This window comes from Brevibacterium sp. W7.2 (genome assembly GCF_018137945.1).
GTDB classification, from domain to species: domain Bacteria; phylum Actinomycetota; class Actinomycetes; order Actinomycetales; family Brevibacteriaceae; genus Brevibacterium; species Brevibacterium sanguinis.
In genome coordinates this window covers 3182269-3206167 of record NZ_CP073089.1, presented here as the reverse complement: position 1 = coordinate 3206167, position 23899 = coordinate 3182269, and the positions used below count along the sequence as shown (strand labels likewise).

General features: G+C 68.3%; 17 protein-coding genes, 3 tRNA genes and 1 pseudogene. 12 read left to right on the top strand and 9 right to left on the bottom strand.

The window, feature by feature from the left end; genetic code table 11:
* The first annotated feature begins 197 nt into the window (after positions 1-197).
* Together J9315_RS14470 and J9315_RS14465 are read left to right on the top strand one after the other, a co-directional pair.
* Positions 198-1664, top strand: a complete 1467-nt coding sequence (locus J9315_RS14470; protein ID WP_282959858.1) for an APC family permease — start codon at positions 198-200, stop codon at positions 1662-1664.
* A 123-nt stretch (positions 1665-1787) separates the two neighbouring features.
* Positions 1788-3203 carry an aldehyde dehydrogenase family protein gene (locus J9315_RS14465; protein ID WP_198500547.1) on the top strand — a complete coding sequence of 472 codons (1416 nt, stop codon included), beginning with the start codon at positions 1788-1790 and terminating at the stop codon, positions 3201-3203.
* A 202-nt stretch (positions 3204-3405) separates the two neighbouring features.
* On the opposite strand, the gene J9315_RS14460 is transcribed toward J9315_RS14465, so the two are convergent.
* The 3 genes from J9315_RS14460 to J9315_RS14450 form a co-directional block, all read right to left on the bottom strand.
* Positions 3406-5382: an HNH endonuclease signature motif containing protein gene (locus J9315_RS14460; RefSeq protein ID WP_249120915.1), complete on the bottom strand. Its 1977-nt coding sequence runs from the start codon at positions 5380-5382 to the stop codon at positions 3406-3408.
* Between the two features lie 210 nt (positions 5383-5592).
* The gene (locus J9315_RS14455) at positions 5593-6126 is read right to left on the bottom strand and encodes a hypothetical protein (RefSeq protein ID WP_140955678.1); all 534 of its coding nucleotides are present in this window, start codon (positions 6124-6126) and stop codon (positions 5593-5595) included.
* A 248-nt stretch (positions 6127-6374) separates the two neighbouring features.
* Positions 6375-8261, bottom strand: a complete 1887-nt coding sequence (locus J9315_RS14450; RefSeq protein WP_211978143.1) for an FAD-dependent monooxygenase — start codon at positions 8259-8261, stop codon at positions 6375-6377.
* A 176-nt stretch (positions 8262-8437) separates the two neighbouring features.
* Here J9315_RS14450 and J9315_RS14445 point away from each other — a divergent pair, with 176 nt between their 5' ends.
* Both J9315_RS14445 and J9315_RS14440 read left to right on the top strand, forming a co-directional pair.
* Complete coding sequence (locus J9315_RS14445; RefSeq protein ID WP_211978142.1) at positions 8438-9118, top strand: GntR family transcriptional regulator; 681 nt, start codon at positions 8438-8440, stop codon at positions 9116-9118.
* A 179-nt stretch (positions 9119-9297) separates the two neighbouring features.
* A pseudogene (locus J9315_RS14440) lies at positions 9298-10431 on the top strand (IS1249 family transposase); the annotation flags it as partial.
* 96 nt (positions 10432-10527) lie between these two features.
* On the opposite strand, the gene J9315_RS14435 reads toward J9315_RS14440, so the two are convergent.
* From J9315_RS14435 to J9315_RS14425, 3 genes are all read right to left on the bottom strand, one after another.
* Positions 10528-10603, bottom strand: a tRNA-Phe gene (locus tag J9315_RS14435).
* Between the two features lie 68 nt (positions 10604-10671).
* A tRNA-Asp gene (locus tag J9315_RS14430) sits at positions 10672-10745 on the bottom strand.
* Positions 10746-10782: 37 nt separating this feature from the next.
* Positions 10783-10855 (bottom strand) — tRNA-Glu (locus tag J9315_RS14425).
* Between the two features lie 166 nt (positions 10856-11021).
* On the opposite strand from J9315_RS14425, the gene J9315_RS14420 reads away from it, so the two are divergent.
* Together J9315_RS14420 and ybaK are read left to right on the top strand one after the other, a co-directional pair.
* Positions 11022-11369, top strand: coding sequence for a metallopeptidase family protein (locus J9315_RS14420; RefSeq protein ID WP_137825195.1), 348 nt, complete (start codon positions 11022-11024; stop codon positions 11367-11369).
* A gap of 243 nt (positions 11370-11612) precedes the next feature.
* Positions 11613-12119 (top strand): Cys-tRNA(Pro) deacylase, encoded by a 507-nt coding sequence (gene ybaK / locus J9315_RS14415; RefSeq protein ID WP_137825194.1) that lies wholly within the window; start codon positions 11613-11615, stop codon positions 12117-12119.
* Positions 12120-12155: 36 nt separating this feature from the next.
* Here the strand turns inward: ybaK and J9315_RS14410 are convergent, their stop codons facing one another.
* Positions 12156-12767, bottom strand: coding sequence for a YigZ family protein (locus J9315_RS14410; RefSeq protein WP_211978141.1), 612 nt, complete (start codon positions 12765-12767; stop codon positions 12156-12158).
* A 119-nt stretch (positions 12768-12886) separates the two neighbouring features.
* On the opposite strand from J9315_RS14410, the gene J9315_RS14405 reads away from it, so the two are divergent.
* Positions 12887-14251 (top strand): aspartate aminotransferase family protein, encoded by a 1365-nt coding sequence (locus J9315_RS14405; protein WP_211978140.1) that lies wholly within the window; start codon positions 12887-12889, stop codon positions 14249-14251.
* Between the two features lies 1 nt (position 14252).
* Here J9315_RS14405 and J9315_RS14400 read toward each other — a convergent pair whose 3' ends face one another.
* Positions 14253-15884, bottom strand: a complete 1632-nt coding sequence (locus J9315_RS14400) for an amidohydrolase (protein ID WP_211978139.1) — start codon at positions 15882-15884, stop codon at positions 14253-14255.
* A 60-nt stretch (positions 15885-15944) separates the two neighbouring features.
* Positions 15945-17654 carry a thiamine pyrophosphate-dependent enzyme gene (locus J9315_RS14395; protein ID WP_211978138.1) on the bottom strand — a complete coding sequence of 570 codons (1710 nt, stop codon included), beginning with the start codon at positions 17652-17654 and terminating at the stop codon, positions 15945-15947.
* A 115-nt stretch (positions 17655-17769) separates the two neighbouring features.
* On the opposite strand from J9315_RS14395, the gene J9315_RS14390 reads away from it, so the two are divergent.
* From J9315_RS14390 to J9315_RS14370, 5 genes are all read left to right on the top strand, one after another.
* Positions 17770-20619, top strand: a complete 2850-nt coding sequence (locus tag J9315_RS14390) for a beta-eliminating lyase-related protein (protein WP_211978137.1) — start codon at positions 17770-17772, stop codon at positions 20617-20619.
* Positions 20620-20649: 30 nt separating this feature from the next.
* Positions 20650-21009, top strand: a complete 360-nt coding sequence (locus J9315_RS14385; protein ID WP_137825188.1) for a UBP-type zinc finger domain-containing protein — start codon at positions 20650-20652, stop codon at positions 21007-21009.
* A gap of 27 nt (positions 21010-21036) precedes the next feature.
* Positions 21037-21285, top strand: a complete 249-nt coding sequence (locus tag J9315_RS14380) for a DUF2630 family protein (RefSeq protein WP_137825187.1) — start codon at positions 21037-21039, stop codon at positions 21283-21285.
* Positions 21282-23135: a GMC oxidoreductase gene (locus tag J9315_RS14375; RefSeq protein ID WP_211978136.1), complete on the top strand. Its 1854-nt coding sequence runs from the start codon at positions 21282-21284 to the stop codon at positions 23133-23135. Before J9315_RS14380 ends, J9315_RS14375 begins: the two co-directional genes overlap by 4 nt.
* Positions 23136-23387: 252 nt before the next feature.
* Positions 23388-23849, top strand: a complete 462-nt coding sequence (locus J9315_RS14370; RefSeq protein ID WP_211979327.1) for a GNAT family N-acetyltransferase — start codon at positions 23388-23390, stop codon at positions 23847-23849.
* The last annotated feature ends 50 nt before the right edge of the window (positions 23850-23899 follow it).

The following is a 23899-nucleotide window of genomic DNA, read 5'->3' as shown; positions in this document are numbered from 1 at the left end:
CTCGGAAAGCCAAGACGCGCCGGCTGGTGGCGCGGCAGGGTGGGGAGAACAATGACGTCTGTGAGGTGAACGACATGAGCGCTGCCACCGGGAATTCCCACGGCCCCGGCCAGTCCAGCAGTTCCGGCCATGCCGGCGGCGCTGGTGGTCCGGGCGGCCCTGGTGATCGCAGCGGCATCGGTCACTCAAACGGTCCCGTGCGTTCGCACGGTCACGGTCCGGCGGCTGCGAGCCTCGATGCGCGGAGGATCGGCACCCCGGCACTCGTCTTCATGATCATCGCCGCCTCGGCGCCGCTGACGGTCGCCGCCGGCGGACTGCCGAGCAACTTCGCGGTCACCGGACTCCTCGGGATCCCGCTGTCATTCATCATCCTCGGCGTCATCCTCATCCTCTTCGCGATCGGCTACGGGGCGATGAGCCAGCACGTCCACAATGCGGGCGCGTTCTTCGCCTACATCGCCAAGGGGCTGGGCAAGCGGATCGGCGTCGGAGCCGCGCTGACGGCGCTCATGTCGTACAACGCGATGCAGATCGGCATCGTCGGGATGTTCGGCTTCGTCTTCTCCTCACTCCTGAACTCGTTCTTCGGGCTCACCGTCTCGTGGGTCGTGTGCGCGCTCATCGGCTGGGTCGTCGTCGGTCTCATGGGCATCGCCCGGGTCGATTTCTCCGCGAAGATCCTCGGCATCATCGTCACCACGGAGTTCCTCGTCGTCGTCATCTACGACGTCATCGGACTCTCGAACAGCCCCGAGGGGCTGTCGACGGCCGGCTTCGCCCCCGGTGACCTCTTCGTCCCGGGGATCGGCGCGGTGCTCGCATTCTCGATCGCGGCGTTCATGGGCTTCGAGTCCGGGGCGATCTACAACGAGGAGGTCAAGGATCCCAAGCGCACGGCCGGACGGGCGACGATCATCGCGGTGTGCCTCATCGCCGTCTTCTACGCCTTCTCCGGCTGGGCGATGGTCATGGCCGAAGGTCCCTCGCAGCTCGTGCCCCGCGCCCAGGAGCTCGGTCCCGATCTCATGTTCGCCTACCTCGGCGAGCACGCCCCGGTGTGGTTCGTCGACCTCGCGAACCTCCTCTTCCTCACCTCGCTGCTCGCCGCTCTCGTCGCGTTCCACAACATCGTCGCCCGGTACTTCTTCGCCCTCGGCCGCGACAGTGTGCTCCCGTCGTTCCTCGCCCGCACTTCACGACGGTCAGGCGCGCCCGTCGCGGGATCGCTCACGCAGTCGGCGCTCGCCCTCATCGTCATCCTCGTCTTCGCGGCCGCGGGCGCCAGCAGCACGGATCCGCTCTTCCCCGTCGTCACCCTCTTCACGTGGCTGACGAACATGGGGGCGTTCGGCCTCGTCCTGCTCATGGCGCTCACCGCGCTCGCCGTCATCGGGTTCCTCCGAACCCAGCGCGCGGAGTACTCGACGTGGGTTCGGCTCATCGCGCCCGGCATCGCGGCCATCGGACTCTTCGTCCTCTTCTTCGCGATCGTCGCGAACTTCGACGTCCTCATCGGCACGACGGAGCCGACCGTGCTCTCGTGGCTGCTGCCGCTCCTCGTCCTCGTGCCCGGGCTCATCGGCACCCTCTGGGCCTTCTGGCTGCGCGGCAGCCGGCCCGAGCTCTATGCAGGAATCGGATCCGGTGGAAGTCTGGGATGAGGACCTGCATGAGACGAGGATCTGCATGAGACCCCGCGACCCTGACAGTCGGCGTCGACCCGACCGTTGGCTTCCACCCGACCGCACCCGTCCCACTCACCGAATCCGAACCGAAGGAGCATCATGAGCACCGACCTCACGACCTACGATGGACTGCTCGCCGCGATCAACGACCCGGCGGGTCGCGAGATCACCGACCCGGCGACCGGTGATGTCATCGGCTGCACCCACGAGGGCACCGTCGCCGACATCGACGCGGCCGTCAGCGCCGCGGTCGCAGCGCAGCCGGCGTGGGCCTCGCGCCCCGTCGCCGAACGCAACGACCTGCTCAACAAGGCCGCCGACGCCATCGAGGCCTCCGCCGAGGCGCTCGCACAGCTGCTCTCCCGCGAGGCGGGCAAGCCGCTCAACGGGCCCAACGCGCGCTTCGAGGTCGGCGCCTGCGCGGCGTGGCTGCGGGCGAACGCGGCCTTCGTGCTCGAACCCGAGGTCCTCGTCGACGAGGACGGCACGCACGCCGAACTCGTCTACGACCCGGTCGGCGTCGTCGGCGCCGTCGGTCCGTGGAACTGGCCGATGATGATCACCGTGTGGCAGCTCGCCCCGGCCCTGAAGATGGGCAACGCCGTCGTCGTCAAGCCCTCGGAGTACACACCGCTGTCGGTCCAGGGCCTCATCGCCGTCATCAATCAGGTGCTGCCCGCCGACGTGCTCTCCGTCGTCGCCGGTGACGGGGCCGTCGGTGCGGCGCTGACCGACCACGACGACGTCGACAAGATCATGTTCACCGGCTCGACGAAGACCGGGCAGGCGATCATGCGCTCGGCCGCTGACAACCTCGCCCGGCTCACCCTCGAGCTCGGCGGCAATGACGCGGGCATCGTCCTCGAGGACGCGGACCCCAAGGCAATCGCCACCGACCTCTTCTGGGGCGCGTTCATCAACACCGGTCAGACCTGTGCGGCGATGAAGCGACTCTACGTCCCCGAGTCCCTCTACCAGGAGGTCTGCGACGCCCTCGTCGAGGTCGCCGCGCAGATGCCGATGGGTGTCGGCCTTGACGAGAACAACGTGCTCGGTCCTCTGCAGAACAAGCAGCAGTACGACATCGTCGCCCGTCTCGTGCAGGCGGCAAAGGACGGGGGAGCGACGGTGCTCGTCGGCGGAGACCCGCAGGAGGGCCAGTCGGGATACTTCTACCCGACGACGATCGTCGCCGACATCGACAACGACAACCCGCTCGTGGCCGAGGAGCAGTTCGGTCCCGCCCTGCCGATCATCAAGTACACCGACCTCGACCAGGCGATCACCTGGGCCAACGAGCTCGAAGTGGGGCTCGGCTCCTCGGTGTGGGGGTCCGACCTCGACGAGGCCAAGCGGGTCGCGGCGCGACTCGAAGCCGGCTCGACGTGGATCAACAAGCACGGCGCCATCGATCCTCGCGTGCCCTTCGGCGGTGTCAAGAAGTCCGGTTACGGCCTCGAGTTCGGTCTCGAGGGCCTCAAGCAGGTGAGCGTCCCGCACGTCATCTCCTGGTGACCAGTCGTCTCCTGGGGTGTGCTAGCTCCTAGGTGATGGCGACATTCGGCCGTCCGGCCGGGTCCGGTTGATCTGATCCCGGGCCCGGTCGGGCCATATCTGGGGTTGGGTTGCCTCTCGGAGTGGCAGACTCTTCCGGCAACACGGCGACGCCGTACAACAGAGCGCCTCGATCCTTCGGCCACGCGGCAGTGCCCGCAACTCAGAACGGTGGCGGCTCGCCGTTGTCCCAGACCCATTCCTGCTGAGGGGACGCCGGCCGCCGGACGATTCCCATGCGCTTGACCCAGCCGGGTCTCCCGATTTCGCCCTGCGGACCGGGACAGTCGTCGGAGATGCGCGTGTCTCCCGATTCCGGCAGCGATTGCTCGGGCGGCGGTGGTTCCGGCGGCGGTGGTAGCTCGGGAGGTGGCGCAGGTGGCGACTCGGGCGGTGGCTCGGGTGGTGGTTCGACCGTGGCGAACTGCCTGGCGTGCTCGACGTTGACAGGGTTGTCCCCTGCAACGAGAATCGCGCTCACTCCGTGGGCGAAGCGGTACCGGAGGAGGCCGGCGGACTCCATCCACACGGCGTACTTCCTGTCCGTCTTCGCCTGGTGGTGCGATTTGCAGAGGGGATGGAGGTTGCCGAACACGGTGAGTCCGCCGTGTTCGGGGTCATCGTGGTCGAACGGAATGATGTGGTCGACTTCTGAGGATTCCGCTCGCCGTCGGCATCCGGGGACGGTGCACGACTGCCATTGGGCGATGAGCGTCTGTCTCACCGTCTGCGGAATGTAGTAGCTCTTGGCCTGGGCATCGACCGGAGTGCCGGTGGCCGGGTCGGTGAGGATCCGCGACCACGTCGAGCAGTGGCCGGCGACGCGTCGCGCCATGTCCGCCGGAACCGGTGAGCCGTCGGAGAACGTCCCCGGCAGCTCGGACTGGTCGAGCAGTGACATGAGCGGCACCGTCATGATCATCCGGGCCTGATTGGCGAACCAGAACCCTGTGGTCGGCAGGGAGAGATTGAGACCGAGGAGAGGGCGACCCTCCTCGTCGCGGTCGACGTCGGCCGCTTCCTCGAACCGATCGGCCGCCGCGGTGAGGGCATCGGCGATGTCGGCGACGCTGCGCACGTGCTCGGTGTCGAAGGGGATCTCCCGTGTGGTGACCTCGCCGGTGTCGGTGTCGTGGGCCCGCACCTCGATGCCGACCTGGGGCCTCGTCTGGGTGAAGATGTCGAACATCAGAGCCATGATCGTGCGGTCGTCTTCGATGACGGCACCGGACGGGAGCATGTCGGCGAACGGTGCGGTGCTGTTGTTCCGGATCGCTTTGGCGAAGGCTTCGATGCGGAGGAAGCAGGCTTGGAGTTCCGCTGAGGGGCCGGTGATCGTCAGGCACGACGTGCCGTCCGGATGGGTGGTGAGGTCGACGCGGCGGTGGTCGAAGGCACGCTCGCTGCGCTCCTCGACGGGTTCGACCACGCTGATCTTCATGGCCAGGGACTTGCGGAAGGTCTCGATCGTGACGTCGGCGCGACGCCGCGCAAGGTAGCAGTCGATCTCCGGCAGGTGGGCGAACCCGATGTCCTTGCACAGGCGCGCGGCGGCCATGACGTGGGCGTAGGTGAAGTCGCCGGCGAGGCAGCGCTCGTGGAACTTCGGCAGTCCGTGGATGAGGAGCATCGCCGTGGTGATGTGGGTGTAGGTCGTGGTGATCGAGTTGCCGAGGATGGTCGCGAGCTCCGCGATGTCCTCGGCGTGGGAGTGCGCATGGACCCAGCCGTCGATCGACTGGGTCTCGCGGAAGCGCGGGAAGCCGGGCAGGAATGCCGTGTCAGGGAGTTCCGCAGAGCCGAGCTCGCCGGCATCGCGTTCCGCAATCTCAGCGGGACTGTCCGATGCCGTATCAGCCTGGTCGTCGCGGGTGCGCGCCCGCGCGAAGCGCCGAGCGGTCTCGGTCAGGCTCGCGTGCCGGTACGGTTCGTTCGCATCGGGATTCATGAGGTTGAGGTGGTCGATGACCTCGTCGTGGAAGAGCGCGGCCGTCGTCTCGAGCGCGGTGAGCTGAGCGCGATCACACGCGGAGTAGACGTCGACGGCAGCGGCGAAACGGGAGTCCGGATCGACGTCGATTCGCCGGCTGTTTCGGCCAGGCTGGGCTCCGGAGGGGACTGATTCGGTTGTGTCGGTCACGGGGATTCACCTGTCTTCCCACGTCAACGTGGTTAATGACATTAGTGTAGTTCACGACGCAGATGAAGTCAATGGGTTTCTCGAAACTGATTCGAACGCAGAAATCGATAGATTGACTGTGCTCAGCGATTTTCGGAGCCCGCGATGACATGCGAACGCCCTCCCACCTCGGCGAACGAGGGGAGAGGGCGCGCGGATGGGAGGGGAGGGTCAGTCCTCCCGGTAGGCGTTGTCGATCGTCTCCGGCATGCCGTCGATGACGTCGACCTCTTCGACGTGATCGTCGGCGAGGGCGTCGACGTCGAGGTCGTCGCCGCTGAGCTCGGCGACCTCGGAGTCGTCGTCGCCGTAGGAGACCATGTCGTCCCCGTCGCGGTTGCCCTGTTCGGCGGCGGTCGTCGGGTCGGTGTCGAGGTCGCCGTCGAGCGCAGGGGCGTCCTGTTCGTCGTCCCAGCCGGCGTCGGCGATGAGGGCGTCGTCGGCGCCTTCGATGCCGGTGCCCTCGGGTCCTTCGGCGCCCGGTTCGACGTAGGGTTCGCTGTCCTCGTCGTCGATCTCGTCGAAGTCGTCCGATTCGGCGTCGTCCTCGGCTTCGTCGGCGGTCTCTTCGAGACCGGTGAGGTCGACCCCGGTGGGCTCGGCGTCGTCCTCTTCGAGCTCTTCCTCGTCGAACTCGTCGTCCTGCGTGAGGAAATCGTTGTCAGCGGGATCGGTGTCGTCTGCCCAGGTGTCGCCGGTGCTCATGGTCGCTCCTTGGTTCGGGTCGGTACATCCTTATTCTTGCACCGTTGCGCGGCGGTGGGGACAGGCAACGGAAAGTGCTGAGGAATCGGTCGCGCAGGACGGATCCCCTGCAGAGATCTCCGGGATCTCCCCAGCTCGCCGAGGTGGTCCTGCGGTTCCCGCGACCGCCCGGTCCCGCGCCCGCCCGGTCCGGGGCCGGCGCGGTTGAGGAAGCTCCGCACCGGGCCCTCTCCACGTCTCGAGCGTCCTCAGACAGTCACGCCGTTGACTCCTGCCGCCGCGACCCCGTTCGACTCGGATGCGCCGAGGCGCGACCCTGACCCTGCAGCCGACCCCGCACCCTGAGACCCCGGCGTCACCGCGAGCAGCGAGTCGAAGACCCTTCCGAGCTCGCCGTCGGCGTCGGGCACGCCGGCGACCGAGCGGTAGGCGACGTAGCGGTCGGGGCGGACGATGACGACGCCTGAGGAGCTGATGCCGCGGTTCTTCATCCACGCCATCCGCACGTCGACGAAGTCGCAGCCCTCGAGTCCGACGGTGTGCGCTCTCAGCGGCAGGCCGCGCTCGGCGGCCAGGCGGTTCGCCGCATCGACCCAGCCCTGGCCGTCCTCGCCGGCGAGGACGAGGAAGTGCCCACCGGCGACGAGGTCACCGAGCGCGATGCGCTCGTTCGACTTCTCGACGAAGGCGTGGGGGAGCGGATGGCCCGGTTTGGTCGAGGGCTCGTAGAGCCGCACGGGGTCGATAGGGGAGTAGTCGGGCGATCCGTCGGAGACGATGGCCGCGGAGTCGTACCGATACCCGAACTCGACGTTGTGATGGCGGAACTCCATCGTCTGCGTCCCGATCGCCTTGTTGAGCGCGTGGCGCTTCTCTGCGGCGTTGGGCAGCGAGTCGTCCCAGATCGGCTCGAGTTCGGCCCAGTTGTCCGCAGCGGAGGCTTCGGGGGAGAGGTTGAGCGCCTTGTCGATCGTGAAGTGATTCATCGCCGAGGCGACCGCGGCGTCGACATTGTCCTGATCGACCGGCTGGCGCTCGGCTTCGTAGGTGTCGAGCAGTGAGTCGTCGGCCTTGCCGGCGAGGACGAGGGAGAGCTTCCAGGCGAGGTTGTACCCGTCGTGGATTGCGGAGTTGAGCCCGAGTCCGCCGGTCGGCGGGTGGCGGTGGGCGGCGTCGCCGATGAAGAAGACGTCACCGGCCCGGAACTTCTCGGCCACGACTCCCTCCATGATCCACGGCGAGACCTTGTGGACCGTGAGCGCCGAGCGGTCGACGCCGAGGACGGTGCACAGGCGCTCGATGACGAGATCGTCTCTCAGGGCGTCCTTGTCGTGCGTCGCGTAGTCGAGATGCACGACCCACTCCTCCGAGGTCGTGCCCCAGTGCTCCGGTCCCATCGCCACGAGGACGCCGGAGGACCACGACCCGCCGAACTCCGGATTGACGAGCCAGCGGATGAGCACATCGTCGTCGCGGGCCGACTGGGAGAGGTCGGCGGAGAAGTGGACGGAGACCATCATCATGAGGTCCGTCGGACCGGTCATGCCGACGCCGAGGGCCGGGCCGATCGTGCGCCCGCGGTCGGCGGCGATCGCGTAGCGGGCGCGCACGGTGTACTCGGTGTCGGTGTCCTTGTCGAGCACCGTCGCGCGCACGCCCTCGTCGAGCTGCTCGATCGCGGTGACCTCGTGATTGAAGCGCACGCCTCGGGGGTCGGGATGGAGCTTTCGGGCGTGGTCGAGGAGGAGCGGTTCGAGTCGGATCTGGGGCAGATTGCACGTGCGCTTCGCGCTCGCCGCGATGTAGTCGGGGTCGGTGTAGCCGCCGCCCCACACTTCGAGATGGCCGAGTCGGCGCCCGGAGTACCGGTGGTCGCCGACGAGGCCGGCGTACCACCCGGTGGCCTTCATGTTCTCGGCGGGCGTGCTGCGCTTCTCGACCTCAGGGGCCACGCCGACCTCCTCGAAGATCTCCATCGTGCGCTGATTGAGCACGTGGGCCTTCGGCAGCTTCGAGGTGTAGGGCAGCGAGCTGACGAGCAGGTGATCGACGCCGAGCTTCGACAGGTTCATCGAGGCCGACAGTCCGGCTCCGCCGCCGCCGATGATGAGAACGGGTACTTCGATATCAGCCATGGTGCCTCCTTGCATCCCGGCATCGGCGTTGCGATGCCACAGGCTCTGATCCGACTTCTGCGCCACGATCGGTCGTCGCGTGGTGTCCACCGTATGAGCTGAATCACGACATTGCAAGAGAAAAAAGATATTTTCAGCAAACGTCGACAGATGGCTGTTCCATCTATACTGGCGCTATGCCTGCACCTCGAGCCGGAAGCACGCTCTCCGCGGAAGCCTATGATCGCCTGCGCGCCGAGCTGCTGCGCGGAAGCTTCACCCCGGGCTCGAAGCTGCGCATCGGCGAGATCGCCCGCGGATTCTCCGTCAGCGCCTCGGTGCTGCGGGAGGCGATGACCCGACTGGCCCAGGACGGGCTGCTCAGCGCGAGTCCGCAGCGCGGCTTCTCGGTTCCCGAGCTCACCGTCGGAGCGCTCGAGGATCTCACCCGTGCCCGCCGGATCATCGAGGCCGCCGCCCTGCGCGAGTCGATCGCCGATGGGAGCCTGTCGTGGGAGTCGGATGTGCTCGCGGCTCACCACATGCTCGAGCGCACGGCCTTCACCGACGGGGGCGGGCACATCACCGAGGAGTGGGGGCATGTGCACCGGGCGTTCCACGAGGTGATCCTCGCCGGCGGCCGCAGCGAGACGCTGGCGAAGGTGGCGACGGACCTGCGGGCGCGCTCGGCGCTGTTCGTCCACTGGTCGCGCGAGCTCGTCGTCGACGAGTCCCGTGACGTTCCCGCTGAGCACCGGGAGATCGCCGAGGCGACGGTGGCCCGTGATGTCGAGCGCGCGGTCGATGCCCTCGAGTGCCATATCCAGCGGTCGGCCGATGTGCTCATCGCCAGCGTCACTGCGAAGGCGAGTGCCTGAGCCTCGCGCCTATGGCAGCCGCACGCCCCTGGCAGCGGCACGCCCCTGGCATCCGGGGGTTATAGGCCAAAAAGTGTGTCCGTGATCGTCCCGGATCCCAGCCACACCAAGGACAATCACCTGATTGCTTAGCTCTGATCGCTTAGCATTCGTAGGGTGCTTGCAATCGACCGAAATGTCAGATCTGTCAGACAACGCTGAAGAAGAACGGCACGACCAAGGCCGGAACCACCCGGTACAGGTGTCCCGCCTGCGGAGCCTCCAGCAGCGCCAAACGCCGAGGATCGACACAACGATTCGAACTGCGCGCCTTCCTCGACTGGCTCCTGGGACCAGCACCACAACCAGCCCACACACCACTGGGCAGCCCCCGAACGTTCCGGCGCCGCACATCCTGGTGCTGGACGATCCACCCAACAGTGTCCCCGACCTCTGAAATCCATGATCAGATCATGCTCGATGGCACCTACACCAACGGGTGGTGCGTCCTCATCGCCTACACCGGCACTCACGTCATCGACTGGCAATGGTGCGACCACGAAAAGACCGCGTCCTGGACGGCACTCATCTCAACCATCCCTGCACCCCGCTACGCCATCGTCGATGGCAACGGGCCGTTGACAACGACGATCGAGAGACTCTGGCCACAGACACGAATCCAACGCTGTTACTTCCATATCCAGCACGCCTGTAACACGCATTTGACGAGGACGCCGACCCTGCCGGCGAACAAGGAACTTCAAGCGATCTACCGGGCCCTGTCGAAAGTCCAGACGTGGGATCAGGCTGCAGCGTGGCTGGCCGAGTTCGCGACATGGGAAGCGAAATGGGACCGTATGCTCAAACAGCGAACCTATGCCCGCTCCAGCACGAGCAGACCCGCCCACGTCAGGCCCGGGCAGACATGGTGGTACACGCATCTGCGCACGCGCCGGGCCCACGGGTTCCTGGCCAAACTCATCGCGAAGAACCATCTGTTCACCTGGCTCGAGGCCGCCGACGAAGGGGTCGTGATCGCGAAGACGACGAACGCGTTAGAAGGCGGTATCAACGCTGGCATCAAGCATCTCAAACGTCACCACCGCGGACTGTCTGAAGACCACGGACGACGAGCCGTGGATTGGTACTTATGGGACCGAACACAGGCCCACAGTGACCCGTGGACTCTGGCGAAGTCGCAACTGAAAACGCTAGCGACAACGCCTCTGAAGGAGCCGGTCGCCGAGCCTGTAGGTCCCGCCGTCTATGACACGGGGTTCTCGTGGGAAGACGGGATCGGTATCCAGTCAGGATGGGGCGGACGACGTCGGTGACACACCCGGCACGGACACACTTTTTGGCCTATAACCCGCATCCGGGCACCCCTGAGACACAGAAGAACCCCGCGGAATCCGCGGGGTTCTTCGTGGTGGTGGCTCCGACCGGCGTCGATCCGGTGACCTTTCGATTTTCAGTCGAACGCTCTACCAACTGAGCTACAGAGCCTGGCCGCCGACATACGCAAGTATGCCGAGAGAAACAAAGGCTCTTCCGAAGAAGAGCCTTATGCTCCGCGACCCTGACGGGACTCGAACCCGCGACCTCCGCCGTGACAGGGCGGCGCGCTAACCAACTGCGCCACAGGGCCTTGCTGTTGTGGTGACAGACCTTTCGATCCTACACCGTACCCCCAACGGGATTCGAACCCGTGTCGCCGCCGTGAAAGGGCGGTGTCCTAGGCCTCTAGACGATGGGGGCCTAGTTTGCTCTCGGATTCCCCGTGGGCAACGACGTTAAGCTTATCCCAACCTTTTCGGAGAATGCAAAACAGATCGCGGTGTCCTCCGTCACAGAATCCCGGCCCGTTTCGCGGGCCTCACGCACCCGGATTCCCGTGTCAGATCCGCCCGTTAGGATCGGGGCCATGGAGCAGCTGAGCGACGAGGAATTCGATGCCATCCTCGAGGAGGCGGTCGAATCGCTGCCTGCCGGAGTCACCGACGAACTCGACAACGTCGCCCTCTTCGTCGAGGACCGTCCCGAGGACGGCAGCCGCACCCTGCTCGGCCTCTATCACGGGATCCCGATCGGCGAGCGCGGTCAGAGCGGACTCGAGATGCCGGACACGATCTTCCTCTACCGCGACAACCTCATCGCCTTCGCCCGGGACCGCGACGACCTCCGCGAGCAGCTCGTCATCACGATCGTCCACGAGATCGCCCACTTCTACGGCATCGACGACGACCGGCTCCACGAAATCGGTTGGGGGTGAGGCCGGCTGACAAGGTGCCCGAACGCGATGATCCCGTGTGAGCTGGACGAAGGCTCGCTACCGGCAAGTTCGGTTTGCCTTCATTGATTGGCGCTGGGCTTGACGGTTCGCCTATTGTGGGCGGGTACCCAATCAGTAACCGATACAACATTCCGTCCGTATCGAGCTGGGAAGAGCGCGAGGCTCCGGCAGTCGCGCTCTGCGTCTCCCTCTCGACCCGCGGGCAGGAGGCACGACCCCCTTATGACAGTTGCATCTGCATCCAAATCGGCCAGCGCGGCTACCCCGGCCGTTCGCGTTCTCAATCTCGCGGGCATCGACTACAGCCTGCACAGCTTCGAGCACGACCCCGCCACCCGGCGCTACGGCTCGGAAGCCGCTGACAAGCTCGGCGTCGGGTCCGACCAGGTCTTCAAGACCCTGATGATCCAGGTCGACGGCGCGCCCGTCACCGCTCTCGTCCCCGTCTCGGGACAGCTCGACCTCAAGGCCCTCGCCTCGGCGCGCAGCGCGAAGAAGGCGCAGCTGGCCGGGGTCGCGGAGACCGAGCGTCGCACCGGCTACCCGGTCGGCGGAGTCTCCCCGTTCGGGCAGCGCCACGCCGTGCCCGTCGTCATCGACCGCACCGTGCTCGAGCACGCCTCGGTCTTCGTCTCCGCCGGCCGCCGCGGCCTCGAGATCGAGATCCGACCCGAGGACCTCGTCATGCTCACGAACGCGCAGGTCGCGAAGATCGCCGCGCTCGACTGAGCAGAACCACCGAGCAGAAACACTGGGGCGACAGCCTCACACCCACTCCACATCGCCGACCTCTGGCTGGGCCCGCCCCGCTGTGAGGTCGGCGAACATCGTCAGGGCCGGATCCACCTCGGCGACGGGGACGAGGACGTCGAGCGTCACCTCCGCGCCGTACTCCGCCCGCACCGACCAGCCGCGGACCCCTGCCGCGCGCTCGAGGACGTTCGCCTGCGCGTAGTCGACGGTCGCCCGCACCGGCACGAGCTCCTGCTTCGTGATGATCGATGCCTCATCGACCGCCGCCGAGGCGGCCTGCCCGTAGGCGCGCACGAGCCCGCCCGCACCGAGCAGGGTTCCCCCGAAGTACCGGGTGACGACGGCGAGGACGTACGTGAGGTCGCGGCCGGCGAGGACGTCGAGGATCGGGGCGCCCGCCGTGCCCGCCGGCTCCCCGTCATCGCTGAAGCGCTGCGTGCGCGCATCGGGATCGAGGATGAACGCCGTGCAGTGGTGGCGGGCCTTCGGATGCTCCGCGCGGCGGGCGGCGATGATCTCCCGCGCCTGCGCCTCGGTCTCCACCGGGGCGATGAGGCCGAGGAACCGGGACTTCCTGATCTCGATCTCTGCTGCGGCGGGGCGCGCGATCGTCCGGTAGGGCATGAGGTTCACTGTAGTCCGCGGACCTGGCCTCCCAGTGCTCTACCCTTGAGCGTAGGCGGCGCCGAGGCTGCGCCGCGTGCCCCGGTCAGGGGCCCGGACGAGCGCGAGAGGTGACGATCATGGAGCAGTTCAGCGACGCGGAGCTCGCGGAGATCAGGGACGAATCCGCCCGCGCCTACGACCTCGACCGGGCCCACGTCTTCCATTCGTGGTCGGCGCAGAGGACGCTCGACCCGATGACCGTCTCCCGCGCGGCGGGCTCGTACATCTACGACGGTCAGGGCCGGCCGCTGCTCGACTTCTCCTCCCAGCTCGTCAACACGAACATCGGCCACCAGCATCCCAAGGTCGTCGCCGCGATCAAGGACCAGGCCGATCTGCTCTGCACGATCAGCCCCGCCTACGCCAACGCCGCGCGCTCGGAGGCCGCCCGCCTCATCACCGAGCGCACCCCGGCCGGCCTCGACCACGTCTTCTTCACCAACGGCGGGGCCGACGCCAACGAGCACGCGATCCGCATGGCCCGCCTCCACACCGGCAGGCACAAGGTCCTCTCCCGCTACCGCTCGTACCACGGGGGCACGCAGACGGCGATCAACGTCACCGGCGATCCGCGGCGGTGGAGGAACGACCTCGGCGATTCCGGTGTCGTCCACTTCTTCGGGCCCTTCCTCTACCGCTCCGAGTTCGCCGCGACCACCGAGGCGGAGGAGACCGAGCGCGCCCTGCGCCACCTCGAGCGCACGATCGAACTCGAGGGCCCGTCGACGATCGCCGCGATCGTCCTCGAATCGATCCCCGGCACCGCGGGCATCATGATCCCGAGCCCGGAGTACATGCAGGGCGTGCGGGCGCTCGCCGACGCCCACGACATCGTCCTCATCGCCGACGAGGTGATGGCCGGCTTCGGCCGCACCGGCAGGTGGTTCGCCTTCGAGCACTTCGACATCGTCCCCGACATCATCACCTTCGCCAAGGGCGTGAACTCCGGGTACGTCCCGCTCGGCGGCGTCATCATGGACGATGCCATCTACGACACCTTCGCCGAGGTGGCCTATCCCGGAGGTCTGACGTACTCCGGGCATCCGCTCGCGTGCGCGGCCGCGGTCGCGACGATCGACGCGATCGAGAACGAGGGCATGATCGCCCACGCCGCCCGGATCGGCGAGGAGATCATCGGACCCCGCCTGCGGCAGATCGCGGAGAGCTCGAAGCACGTCGGCGAGGTCCGCGGGACCGGGGCGTTCTGGGCGATCGAACTCGTCTGGGACAAGGAGACGAAGGAGCCGCTGGCCCCCTACGGCGGCGGCTCACCCGAGGTCGCCTCGGTGCTCGCCGCCCTCAAGAAGCACGGCCTCGTCGCGTTCAGCAACTACCACCGCATCCACGTCGTCCCGCCGATCAACATCAGCGAGGACGACCTCGAGAAGGGCCTCGGCATCCTCGAGACGGTCCTCACCGACCTCGACTTCCCGCCCCGCTGAGCTACCGAGCGTCGTGGGTGAACGCGCCGCCGAGGACGGTCGCGCGGACGGGGATGGCGGCGATCTCGTCGGGGGCCACCTCGGCGGGATGGGCGTCGAGGGCGACGAAGTCGGCGAGCTTCCCCCGGGTCAGCGTGCCCTTGTCCGCACCCTGCCCCGAGGCGACGGCGGCGACCGAGGTGTAGGCGGCGACCGCCTCGGCGGGGGTGAGCCGCTCGCTCGCTGCACCCATGACGTCGCCGTCCCGGGTCGCGCGGGTGACGAAGGCCTCGATGCCGCGCAGCGCCGTGCCGTCGGCGCACGGGCGATCCGAACTGCCGGGCAGCAGGACCCCGGCGTCGACGAACGACTTCGCCCGGTAGAGCAGGCGGCGGCGCTCGGGTCCGAGCGACCGGTTCATCCCGTCGCCGATCGCCTCGGCGAACGCGGCCTGCGGGGTCACCGCGATGCCGTGCTCGGCGAGCGTCGCCAGGTGCTCGTCGTGGACGAGTCCCGCGTGTTCGATGCGGTTGGGCACCGCCCGCCTGCCGTGCAGCGTCTGCGCTTCGACGATGTTCGCGATCGCCGCATCGACGGCGGCGTCGCCGATCGCGTGGACGGCCAGCGACCACCCGGAGGCGTACGTGTCGAGGATCTGGCGGCGCAGCACCTCGGCGTCGGCCTGGAGATACCCGCGATGATCGCGGCCCGCGTAGTTCTCCCGCAGGGCGGCGGTCTCCCCGCTCATCGCCCCGTCCATGAAGAACTTCACCGGGCCGATGCTGATCATGTCGTCGCCGAGGCCGGTGCGCAGTCCTGCGTCGAGGCCGATCCCGAAGCCGTCGGCCGGGTTCGCGGCGATCGCGTGGAGGCCGTCGGCCTGCGGCATCAGCTGCGCCCGGGCCCGCAGCCGCCCCTCCTCGCGCGCCCGCAGATACGCGGAGATCTCGATGGGGGAGTGGCCGATCCAGCCGTAGGCGATGCCGCATTCCCCGAACGAGGTGATGCCCTCCTTCGCGTACTGCGTCGTCGCGAGATCGAGGGCCTCGACGATCGTGTCGAGCGAATACGGGCGGATGAGGTCCTGGACGAGGCCCTGCGCGGTCTCCTCGACGAGTCCCGTCGGGTGGCCGGCGGCGTCGCGGACGACCTTCCCGCCGACCGGGTCGGTGAAGCCTCGGTCGAGGATGCCCGCCCGGCGCATCGCCTCGGTGTTGACGATCGCCGCATGCCCAGAGGTCTGGCGCATGAAGAGGGGCCGACTGCCGGTGATCGCATCGAGGCGGGCCAGCTCCGGGTACTGCCCGTCGTAGTCGCGGTGGGCGAAGCCGGTCGCCTCGATCCATTCGCCCTCGGGTGTCGTCGCCGCCGCCTGCTCGAGTGCCGCGTAGACGTCGGGCAGGCCCCCGGGCATCGCCGTGACGTCGACGGAGGCGAGCGTGAGACCGAACCACGTGGTGTGGCAGTGGACGTCGTTGAAGCCCGGCAGCACGGTCGCCCCGCCGAGCGATTCGACGCGGTCGGCGGTGACGCCGTCGAGTTCCTCGTCGACGCCGACGATCCGACCGGCGAAGACCCCGATCTTCGTCGCCCGGCGGCGGGCGGGGTCGAGGGTGTGGGCGTCGAGATCCGTGAAGATCGCGTCGATTCTCATGGGGCTGCCTTCGTCGTGGACGTCGCTGTCACCGGTGACCCGGTCTCCTCGAGTCTGCCATCACAGCCGGGCACCGCGGATCGCGGGGTCGGTGACGCAGTGGACGAGCGCCGGGCCCCGGTGGTCCAGCGCGGCGGCGAAGGCCTCGCGGAAGTCCGCGGTCCGCTCGACCCTGATGCCGAGTCCGCCGAACGCCGTGGCCATCGCCGCGAAGTCGGGGTTGTCCAGTGCGGTGCCCGTCGCCCGGCCCGGGTAGTCGCGGTCCTGGTGGCCGCGGATCGTGCCGTAGACGGAGTTGTCGTTGACGACGATCGTGAGGTCGATCCCGTACTGCGCGGCCGTCGCGAGCTCCTGGCCGTTCATGAGGAAGTCCCCGTCCCCGGCGATGCAGAAGATCGTTCGGTCGGGGGCGACGAGTCCCGCGGCGACGGCGGCCGGCACCCCGAAGCCCATCGAGCCGTTGCGCGGCCCGAGTGCCGAGGGGAAGGAGTGCGTGGGCAGGAACCGCGTCGCCCACCCGGAGAAGTTCCCCGCCCCGTAGGTGACGATCGCATCCTCCGGCAGCAGCTCCCTGACGTGGGTGAACGCCTCGTCCATGTCGACGAAGCCGGGGCCTGCCTTCGCTTCGGCCGGCGCGGTCCTCGGCACCCGCCACGCCTCGAGCTCGGCGCGGGCCGCGGTGATCCACGCGGGGAGCTCGGGCGCGGCCGCGCCGCCGGACTCCCCGTCCGCAACCTCGTTGACGTCGCCGTCTGCGGTCACCGCGTAGTCCGGGGTCCCGTCCGCGGCGACGAGTCGGGCGGCGAACCGGCTCACCGAGGTGACGATGTGCTCATCGAGGCGCCCGAAGTGACCGTGAGCATCGGGGTCGGGGCCGATGACGATCGTCTTCTGCTCCGTGCCGAGCGTGAACCCGTCGGTGGCGACGTCCGTGCGGACGCAGCCGAGGAAGATGTGGAGGTCGGCCTCGGCGAACACCCGCTCGGCCACCGGGGCCGCCCCGTACCCGAGGATGCCGAGGAAGTTCGGGCTGTCATGGTCGATCCCGTCGTAGGCGCGGAACGTGCCGAGCACCCCGAGACCCCGGTCGGCCGACCAGCGGGCGATGCGCTCGGCCGTGGCCTGCGGCCAGTCCTCCCCGCCGATGATGAGGACGGGACGCTCGGCCTGATCGATGCGGGCTCGCACCTCGGTGAGGTCGCCGTCGTCGGGGGCGGGCACCCCGACGGTCAGGGGCGGCAGCGCCGAGGCGGTCGTGCGCTGGGTCAGCACCTCCTCGGGCAGGCCGACGACGACGGGACCCGGCCGGCCGGTGACCGCGGTGTGCAGGGCGTCGGCGACCACCTCGGCGGCCTTGTCCGGATCATCGAGGACGAGGACCTTCTTCGTCGTCGAGCCGAACCACCCGGTGAGGTCGAACTCCTGGAAGGACTCCCGACCGCGGTGGGAGGTGGGGATGAGGCCGACGAAGACGACGAGCGGGGTCGCGTCCTGGTGGGCTGTGTGGACGGCGGCCATGACGTTCGCGGCGCCGGGACCGCGGGTGACCATCGCGACCCCCGGGACCCCGGTCATCCGCCCCTCGGCCACGGCCATGTACCCGGCCCCGCCCTCCTGGCGGCAGACGATCGGGGTGATCGGCGAATCGTGGAGTCCGTCGAGGACGTCGAGGTAGGACTCGCCCGGGACGAGGTAGGCGCGGCGGACGCCGTGGGCCTCGAGCTCGCGGACGATGAGGTGGCCGGCGGACAGCGACTCCGATGTATCCATTCCTCATGCTTATCACTCTTTCGTCTCAAGTGGGCACCGCGGTGGCGAAACGGATGAGGGCAGGCCGTATGATCGTCAGCACAACGGATTTCGCACCACGCCAGGAGGCTCCAGCATGACCGGCATCGACTCCGACGATCTTCCGGGGCGGGCGATCTTCACGCCCGAACCGTCGGCTTCCGGAGGAGGTGCGCGAACGCCGCTGCGACCGGGGTTCCTGACGAGACCGGAGAAGGCGAAGCTCGAACGCGACCCGGGGATGCCGGCGAGCACGTGGCGGCTGCGCTCGGACGCGTGGGAGTACCTCAAGTACGCGATCAAGCGCCTCGTGATGAGCGGCGGGGACTTCTCGATGATCGCCGCCGACGGCGAGGTGTGGCGGTCCCTGCGGTCGCTGAAGACCATCGAGCTCTACTGGGGCGGGTTCGGGCAGCGCTACGTCGAGGAGATCGCCGAGCTCCTCTCCGACGGCGAGTTCGACCGGGCCCACGACATGATCACCCGCGCGGTCAACCGGCTGCGCGGGACGACGGTGCCCGACCTCCTCGAGGACGAGCTCACCGAGGAGGAGCGCAACGAGCTGCGCGACCGGCAGGACCAGCGTCCCCGGTTCGAGGTCCTCATCGTCGACGAGACGACCGAGGGCGGGCGCGACGAACTCCACTCCGACCTGCTCAAGCTTCGCAGCCCCTCCGACCAGTTCATCTACGACTACGTCATCGTCCCCACCGCCGATGACGCCGTCGTCGCGGCCCTGACGAACCCCAACCTGCTCGCGTGCGTCATCCGGCCCGGGTTCACCGACCGCACCCGCGAGGTGCTCAGCCGTGACCTCCGCACCGCCGTGGCCTACGCCCACGAGGGGACGACGTCGTCGCCGACCGGCCCGATGAGCCCGCTCAACTCGGTGCGCCGGGTGCTGCGGCTGGCCGACACGCTCGCCGGCATCCGCCCCGAACTCGACCTCTACCTCATGGCCGGGGCGCACATCGAGAGCCTCGCCGGGGCGCTCACCCACCGCTTCCGCCGCGTCTTCCGCCGGGAGGACCAGTTCGAGCTCCACCTCTCCCTGCTCCGCCGCGTCCAGCACCTCTACGACACCCCGTTCTTCGCCGCGATCCAGGAGCACGCCCGGCGCCCCGCCGGGGTCTTCCACGCCCTGCCGGTCTCCCGCGGCGGATCGGTCGTCGGGTCGAAGTGGATCAGCGACTTCGTCGACTTCTACGGACTCAACCTGCTGCTCGCCGAGACGAGCGCGACCTCGGGCGAACTCGACTCCCTGCTCGCCCCGGTGCGCACCCTGAAGAAGGCGCAGTCCCTGGCCGCCCGCGCGTTCGGCGCGAAGCGCACGTACTTCGTGACGAACGGGACGTCGACGGCGAACAAGATCGTCCACCAGGCCGTCGTCGCCCCCGGCGAGGTCGTCATGGTCGACCGCAACTGCCACAAGTCCCACCATCACGCGCTCATGCTCACCGGGGCCCGGGCCGCCTACCTCGAGGCTTACCCGCTCAACGACTTCGCGTTCTACGGCGCGGTGCCGCTGTCGCGGATCAAGCAGCTCCTCCTCGACTACCGGGCCGCCGGTCGCCTCGACGAGGTGCGGATGATCACGCTGACGAACTGCACGTTCGACGGCATCGTCTACGACCCCGAGCGGGTGATGGCCGAATGCCTCGCGATCAAACCCGACCTCGTCTTCCTCTGGGACGAGGCGTGGTTCGCCTTCGCCCGCTTCCATCCCGTCACCCGCAAGCGCACCGCGATGGTCGCGGCCGAGCGGCTCGATGAGAACCTGCGGACGAACGCCCACGACGCCGCGTACCGGGAGCAGCGGAAGCGGCTGTTCGACCCGGTCACCGGGGAGCCGGCGCCGGACGAGGTGTGGCTGAACGAGACCCTGCTCGCCCCGCCGGACGCGACGATCCGGGTGTATGCGACGCAGTCGACGCACAAGACGCTCACCGCGCTGCGGCAGGGGTCGATGATCCACGTCTACGACCAGGAGTTCGGGGCAGGCGCCGAGGAGGCCTTCCACGAGGCGTACATGACGCACACCTCGACGTCGCCGAACTATCAGATCCTCGCCTCCCTCGACCTCGGTCGCCGGCAGGTCGAGATGGAGGGCTTCGCGCTCGTCCAGAAGCAGCTCGACCTCGCCGTCAGCCTCGCCTCGGCGGTGGCCCGGCACCCGCTTTTGAAGAAGACGTTCCGCGTGCTCACCGCCAAGGACCTCATCCCCGCCGAGTACCGGGAGACGACGCGGTCGATGCCGCTGCGCGACGGCCTCGGGACGTTCTGGAGCGCGTGGACGACGGACGAGTTCGTCGTCGACCCGAGCCGGATCACCATCGAGATCACCGGCACCGGCGTCGACGGGGACACGTTCAAACACGAATACCTCATGGACCGCTACGGGATCCAGGTCAACAAGACGAGCCGGAACACCGTGCTCTTCATGACGAACATCGGCACCTCCCGGTCGGCCGTCGCCTACCTCATCGAGGTGCTCGTCAAGATCGCCGAGAAGTTCTCCGACCCGCACGCGCTCACCCGGGCGAACGCGGCGACGGAACTCGCCGCCGTGATGCCGCCGCTGCCCGACTTCAGCGCCTTCGCCCCGGAATACGCCGCCGAGGTGCCGGCCGAGGATCCCGAGGCGCAGCTGCCCGACGGGGATCTGCGGTCCGCGTACTACGCGGGTCTGCGGCAGAAGTCGGTCGAGTACGTCCTCCCGCACGAGCTGCGTCGCCGCGTCGACGCCGGGGAGACCCCCGTCTCGGCCGGGTTCGTCACCCCGTATCCGCCCGGCTTCCCGGTGCTCGTGCCCGGTCAGGTCATCACCGCCGAGGTGCTCGACTTCATGTCCGCGCTCGACACCCGGGAGATCCACGGCTACGACGCGCGACTGGGCTATCGGGTCATCCTCGCGGAGGTCGCCGGGGAGTCGGAGACGACCGGCTGAAATCAGTGTGACTTGTGCCATACTCGGTGCATGGACATTCAACTCGAACCCGGAGACATCGACACCGCGGTTCCGCCCTCCGGACCCGGATGCGTCGAATGCGAAGCCACGGGCGGCTGGTGGGTGCACCTGCGCCGGTGCGCGGCCTGCGGTCACATCGGGTGCTGCGACACCTCTCCGTCGCAGCATGCGAGCAAGCACGCCGCGGAGACCTCGCACCCGGTCATCCGCAGCTACGAGCCGGGCGAGACGTGGTTCTACGACTTCCGCACCGAGCAGGTCTTCGACGGACCCGAGCTCGCGCCGCCGGAGTCTCACCCCGAATCCCAGCCGGTGCCCGGGCCGGCAGGCCGTGTTCCCGCGGACTGGATGGACAAGGTCCACCGCTGAGCGCCCCCACCCACGAAAGGTTCCGTCATGGCCAGTGACAAGTCGATCCATCAGCAGATCAACGACGCCGTCGAGGAGGAGCGCGAACTGCGCCGCCGCCTCGGTGCCGGTGAAATCACCGAGGAGCAGGAGCACCAGCGCATCGCCCAGCTCGAGGGCGAGCTCGATCAGCTCTGGGATCTCCTCCGCCAGCGGCAGGGGGAGCGCGACGCCGGACGCGATCCCAACCTCGCGAAGGAGCGTCCCGTCAGCGAAGTCGAGAACTACCTCCAGTGACGGACACCGCCGCCCCTGAGACGACCGCCGATTTCGTCGTCGTCGGGTCGGGGGCGGGCGGCGGACCGCTCGCCGCCAACCTCGCCGCGGCGGGCTTCAGCGTCATCGTCCTCGAAGCCGGCCGCGATCACCGGTGCCGGTACTACGACATCCCCGTCATGCAGGCCTATGCCAGCGAGGACGTCGACATGGTGTGGAACTTCTTCGTCTCCCACTACGACGATCCCGACCGCGGAGCACGCGATTCGAAGTGGGTCGACGAGGAGGGCGGGATCCTCTATCCGCGGGGTAGCACGCTCGGCGGCAGCACGGCGGTCAGCGCCCTCGTCCACATCGCTCCGCAGCCGCGGGACTGGGATGCCCTGGCGTCGCTGACCGGGGACGAGACCTGGGGCAGTGCGCACATGCGGACGATCTTCGAGCGCATCGAGGACTGGCAGGGCGTCGACGCCCGTCCCCTGCCCGGCGACACCGAGGCCGAGCGCGACCGGAAGGCGCACCACGGGCACGGCGGATGGCTGCCGATGACCCGGGCGGATCCGGCGATCGCCGGTCGCGAACCGCGGTTCCTCGACATCATCAACGCCACCGAGGCGACGAGCCGGGAGAGGTTCGACATCCCCGCCGAGGTGTCCCTGCCGCGTGACATCAACGCCGCCGACACCCCGCCGGAGTACCAGGGCATGTCGTTCGTGCCCGTCGCCGCCGGCGGCGGGCACCGCAACGGCGCCCGGGAACGGCTGCTCGCTGCGCGGGATGCCCACCCGGAGAACCTGACGATCATCGAGGATGCGCTGGCCACGCGGGTGGTCCTCGACGGCACCCGGGCCGTCGGGGTCGAGTACCTGCCCGGTGCCGGACTCTACCGGGCGACCCCGGAGGAACGCCGGTCCGCGGAGGCGTCGCCGGCGGCCCGCATCGTGCGCGCCCGCCGCGAGGTGATCATCGCCGGCGGGGCGTTCAACACCCCGCAGCTGCTCAAGCTCTCCGGGATTGGTCCGGCCGCCGAGCTGCGGGAGCTCGGCATCCCCGTCGTCGTCGACCTGCCGGGGGTGGGGGAGAACCTCCACGACCGCTACGAGGTCTCGGTCGTCAACGAGCTCGACGCCGACTTCCCGATCTTCGACGGGTCGACGCTCGACCTGCCCGCACCGGGGGAACCCGATGACCACCTCATGAAGGAGTGGAAGGACGACCGCGGCGGCCCGTATTCGACGAACGGGTCGCTCGCGGCCCTCGTCGCCCGCACGAGTGCCGCCTCCGACGACGGCACCGATGTCATCGTCTTCTCCCTCGCCGCGGACTTCCACGGGTACTACCCGAACTACTCGTACGACGCGAAGCCCCACCACAACCGGATGAGCCTGCTCGTGCTCAAGGGCTGGACGCGGGATCGCGCAGGGTCCGTGCGGCTGCGCTCGGCCGATCCCCGGGATGTCCCCGACATCCGGATGCGCTACTTCGACGAGGGATCCGAGGGTTGGGAGACCGACCTTGACGGCGTCGTCGACGGGATCGAGCTCGCGCGGGAGATCGCCTCGAACATCGAGAACACCCGCATCGTCCGCGAGCTCGTCCCCGGCGCCGAGGCGGACACCCGGGAGAAGCTGCGCGACCACGTCATGGCCGAGGCCTGGGGCCACCATGCGTGCGGCACCGCGAAGATCGGCACCGCTGACGATCCGCTGGCGGTGCTCGACGGGGACCTGCGGGTGCGGGGCGTCGAGGGCCTGCGCGTCGTCGACGCGAGCGTCTTCCCCGACATCCCCGGCTACTTCATCGCCAGCGCCGTCTACATGGTCAGCGAGAAGGCCTCGGATCAGATCATCGCGGAGTACAGCGGCCGCTGAGGCGGCACCTGGCGCCTCCGCCGCCGAGACGACCACTCCGCGCCGAGATCGCCGCTTATAACCGGTGGTCTCGGCGTTAAGTGGTGGTCTCGATGAGGAAGGAGACCCATGAGCACCATGGAGTACACGCGGATTGACGCGTCGCACGCTGCGGCAGCGCGCACGACGATCACTCGTGCCTTCGCCGCGGACCCCCTCCTCGAGTGGCTCTTTCCTGCCGAGTAGTGGGAGGCCAGTGAACGCCTTGACGCGATCGCGACCTTCTACTGGCCGAGTGTCGAATCCTATGCCGCTCGGAGCGCCGGGCATGTCGCTGTCGATGAGGGCGCGGTCGTCGGTGTCGCCGTGTGGCGCATCCCCGACAAGGGCTCTCCAGGACTGACTCTGCCCAGTGCGTCCGGTATCGCGCGGCTGCTCTTGGGAGACAAGCTGAGAGCGCTCGCGGAAGGGATGCGTGAGGCTCGCGGAGACTCGGCGCTGCCGAGCGGTCCGTATCTCCACGATCTGGCAGTGACTGCCGATCGTCGAGGGGAGGGAATCGGGACGGCACTCATCGAGGCCGGCCTTCGCGAGTTCGGTGCAGAGGGCGCATGGCTGGAGACGACGAACCCGAACAACCACGGACTCTACGAGCGTGCTGGCTTCGAGGAAGTCCACGCGGGCGCGGTCGGCGACTCAGGGGTGACGATGACGCGGATGGCTGTGGCTCGCTGAATTGCCGAGACCACCACTTTGCGCTGAGACTGCCACTTCTGCCCGGCGGT

Coding starts and splice junctions, on each gene's coding strand:
- J9315_RS14450 (WP_211978143.1), bottom strand. CDS start 8,261: ATGGCTGATATCGAAGTACCCGTTCTCATCATCGGCGGCGGCGGAGCC.
- J9315_RS14465 (WP_198500547.1), top strand. CDS start 1,788: ATGAGCACCGACCTCACGACCTACGATGGACTGCTCGCCGCGATCAAC.
- J9315_RS14400 (WP_211978139.1), bottom strand. CDS start 15,884: ATGAGAATCGACGCGATCTTCACGGATCTCGACGCCCACACCCTCGAC.
- J9315_RS14410 (WP_211978141.1), bottom strand. CDS start 12,767: ATGCCCTACCGGACGATCGCGCGCCCCGCCGCAGCAGAGATCGAGATC.
- J9315_RS14445 (WP_211978142.1), top strand. CDS start 8,438: ATGCCTGCACCTCGAGCCGGAAGCACGCTCTCCGCGGAAGCCTATGAT.
- ybaK (WP_137825194.1), top strand. CDS start 11,613: ATGACAGTTGCATCTGCATCCAAATCGGCCAGCGCGGCTACCCCGGCC.
- J9315_RS14405 (WP_211978140.1), top strand. CDS start 12,887: ATGGAGCAGTTCAGCGACGCGGAGCTCGCGGAGATCAGGGACGAATCC.
- J9315_RS14395 (WP_211978138.1), bottom strand. CDS start 17,654: ATGGATACATCGGAGTCGCTGTCCGCCGGCCACCTCATCGTCCGCGAG.
- J9315_RS14420 (WP_137825195.1), top strand. CDS start 11,022: ATGGAGCAGCTGAGCGACGAGGAATTCGATGCCATCCTCGAGGAGGCG.
- J9315_RS14380 (WP_137825187.1), top strand. CDS start 21,037: ATGGCCAGTGACAAGTCGATCCATCAGCAGATCAACGACGCCGTCGAG.
- J9315_RS14385 (WP_137825188.1), top strand. CDS start 20,650: ATGGACATTCAACTCGAACCCGGAGACATCGACACCGCGGTTCCGCCC.
- J9315_RS14455 (WP_140955678.1), bottom strand. CDS start 6,126: ATGAGCACCGGCGACACCTGGGCAGACGACACCGATCCCGCTGACAAC.
- J9315_RS14390 (WP_211978137.1), top strand. CDS start 17,770: ATGACCGGCATCGACTCCGACGATCTTCCGGGGCGGGCGATCTTCACG.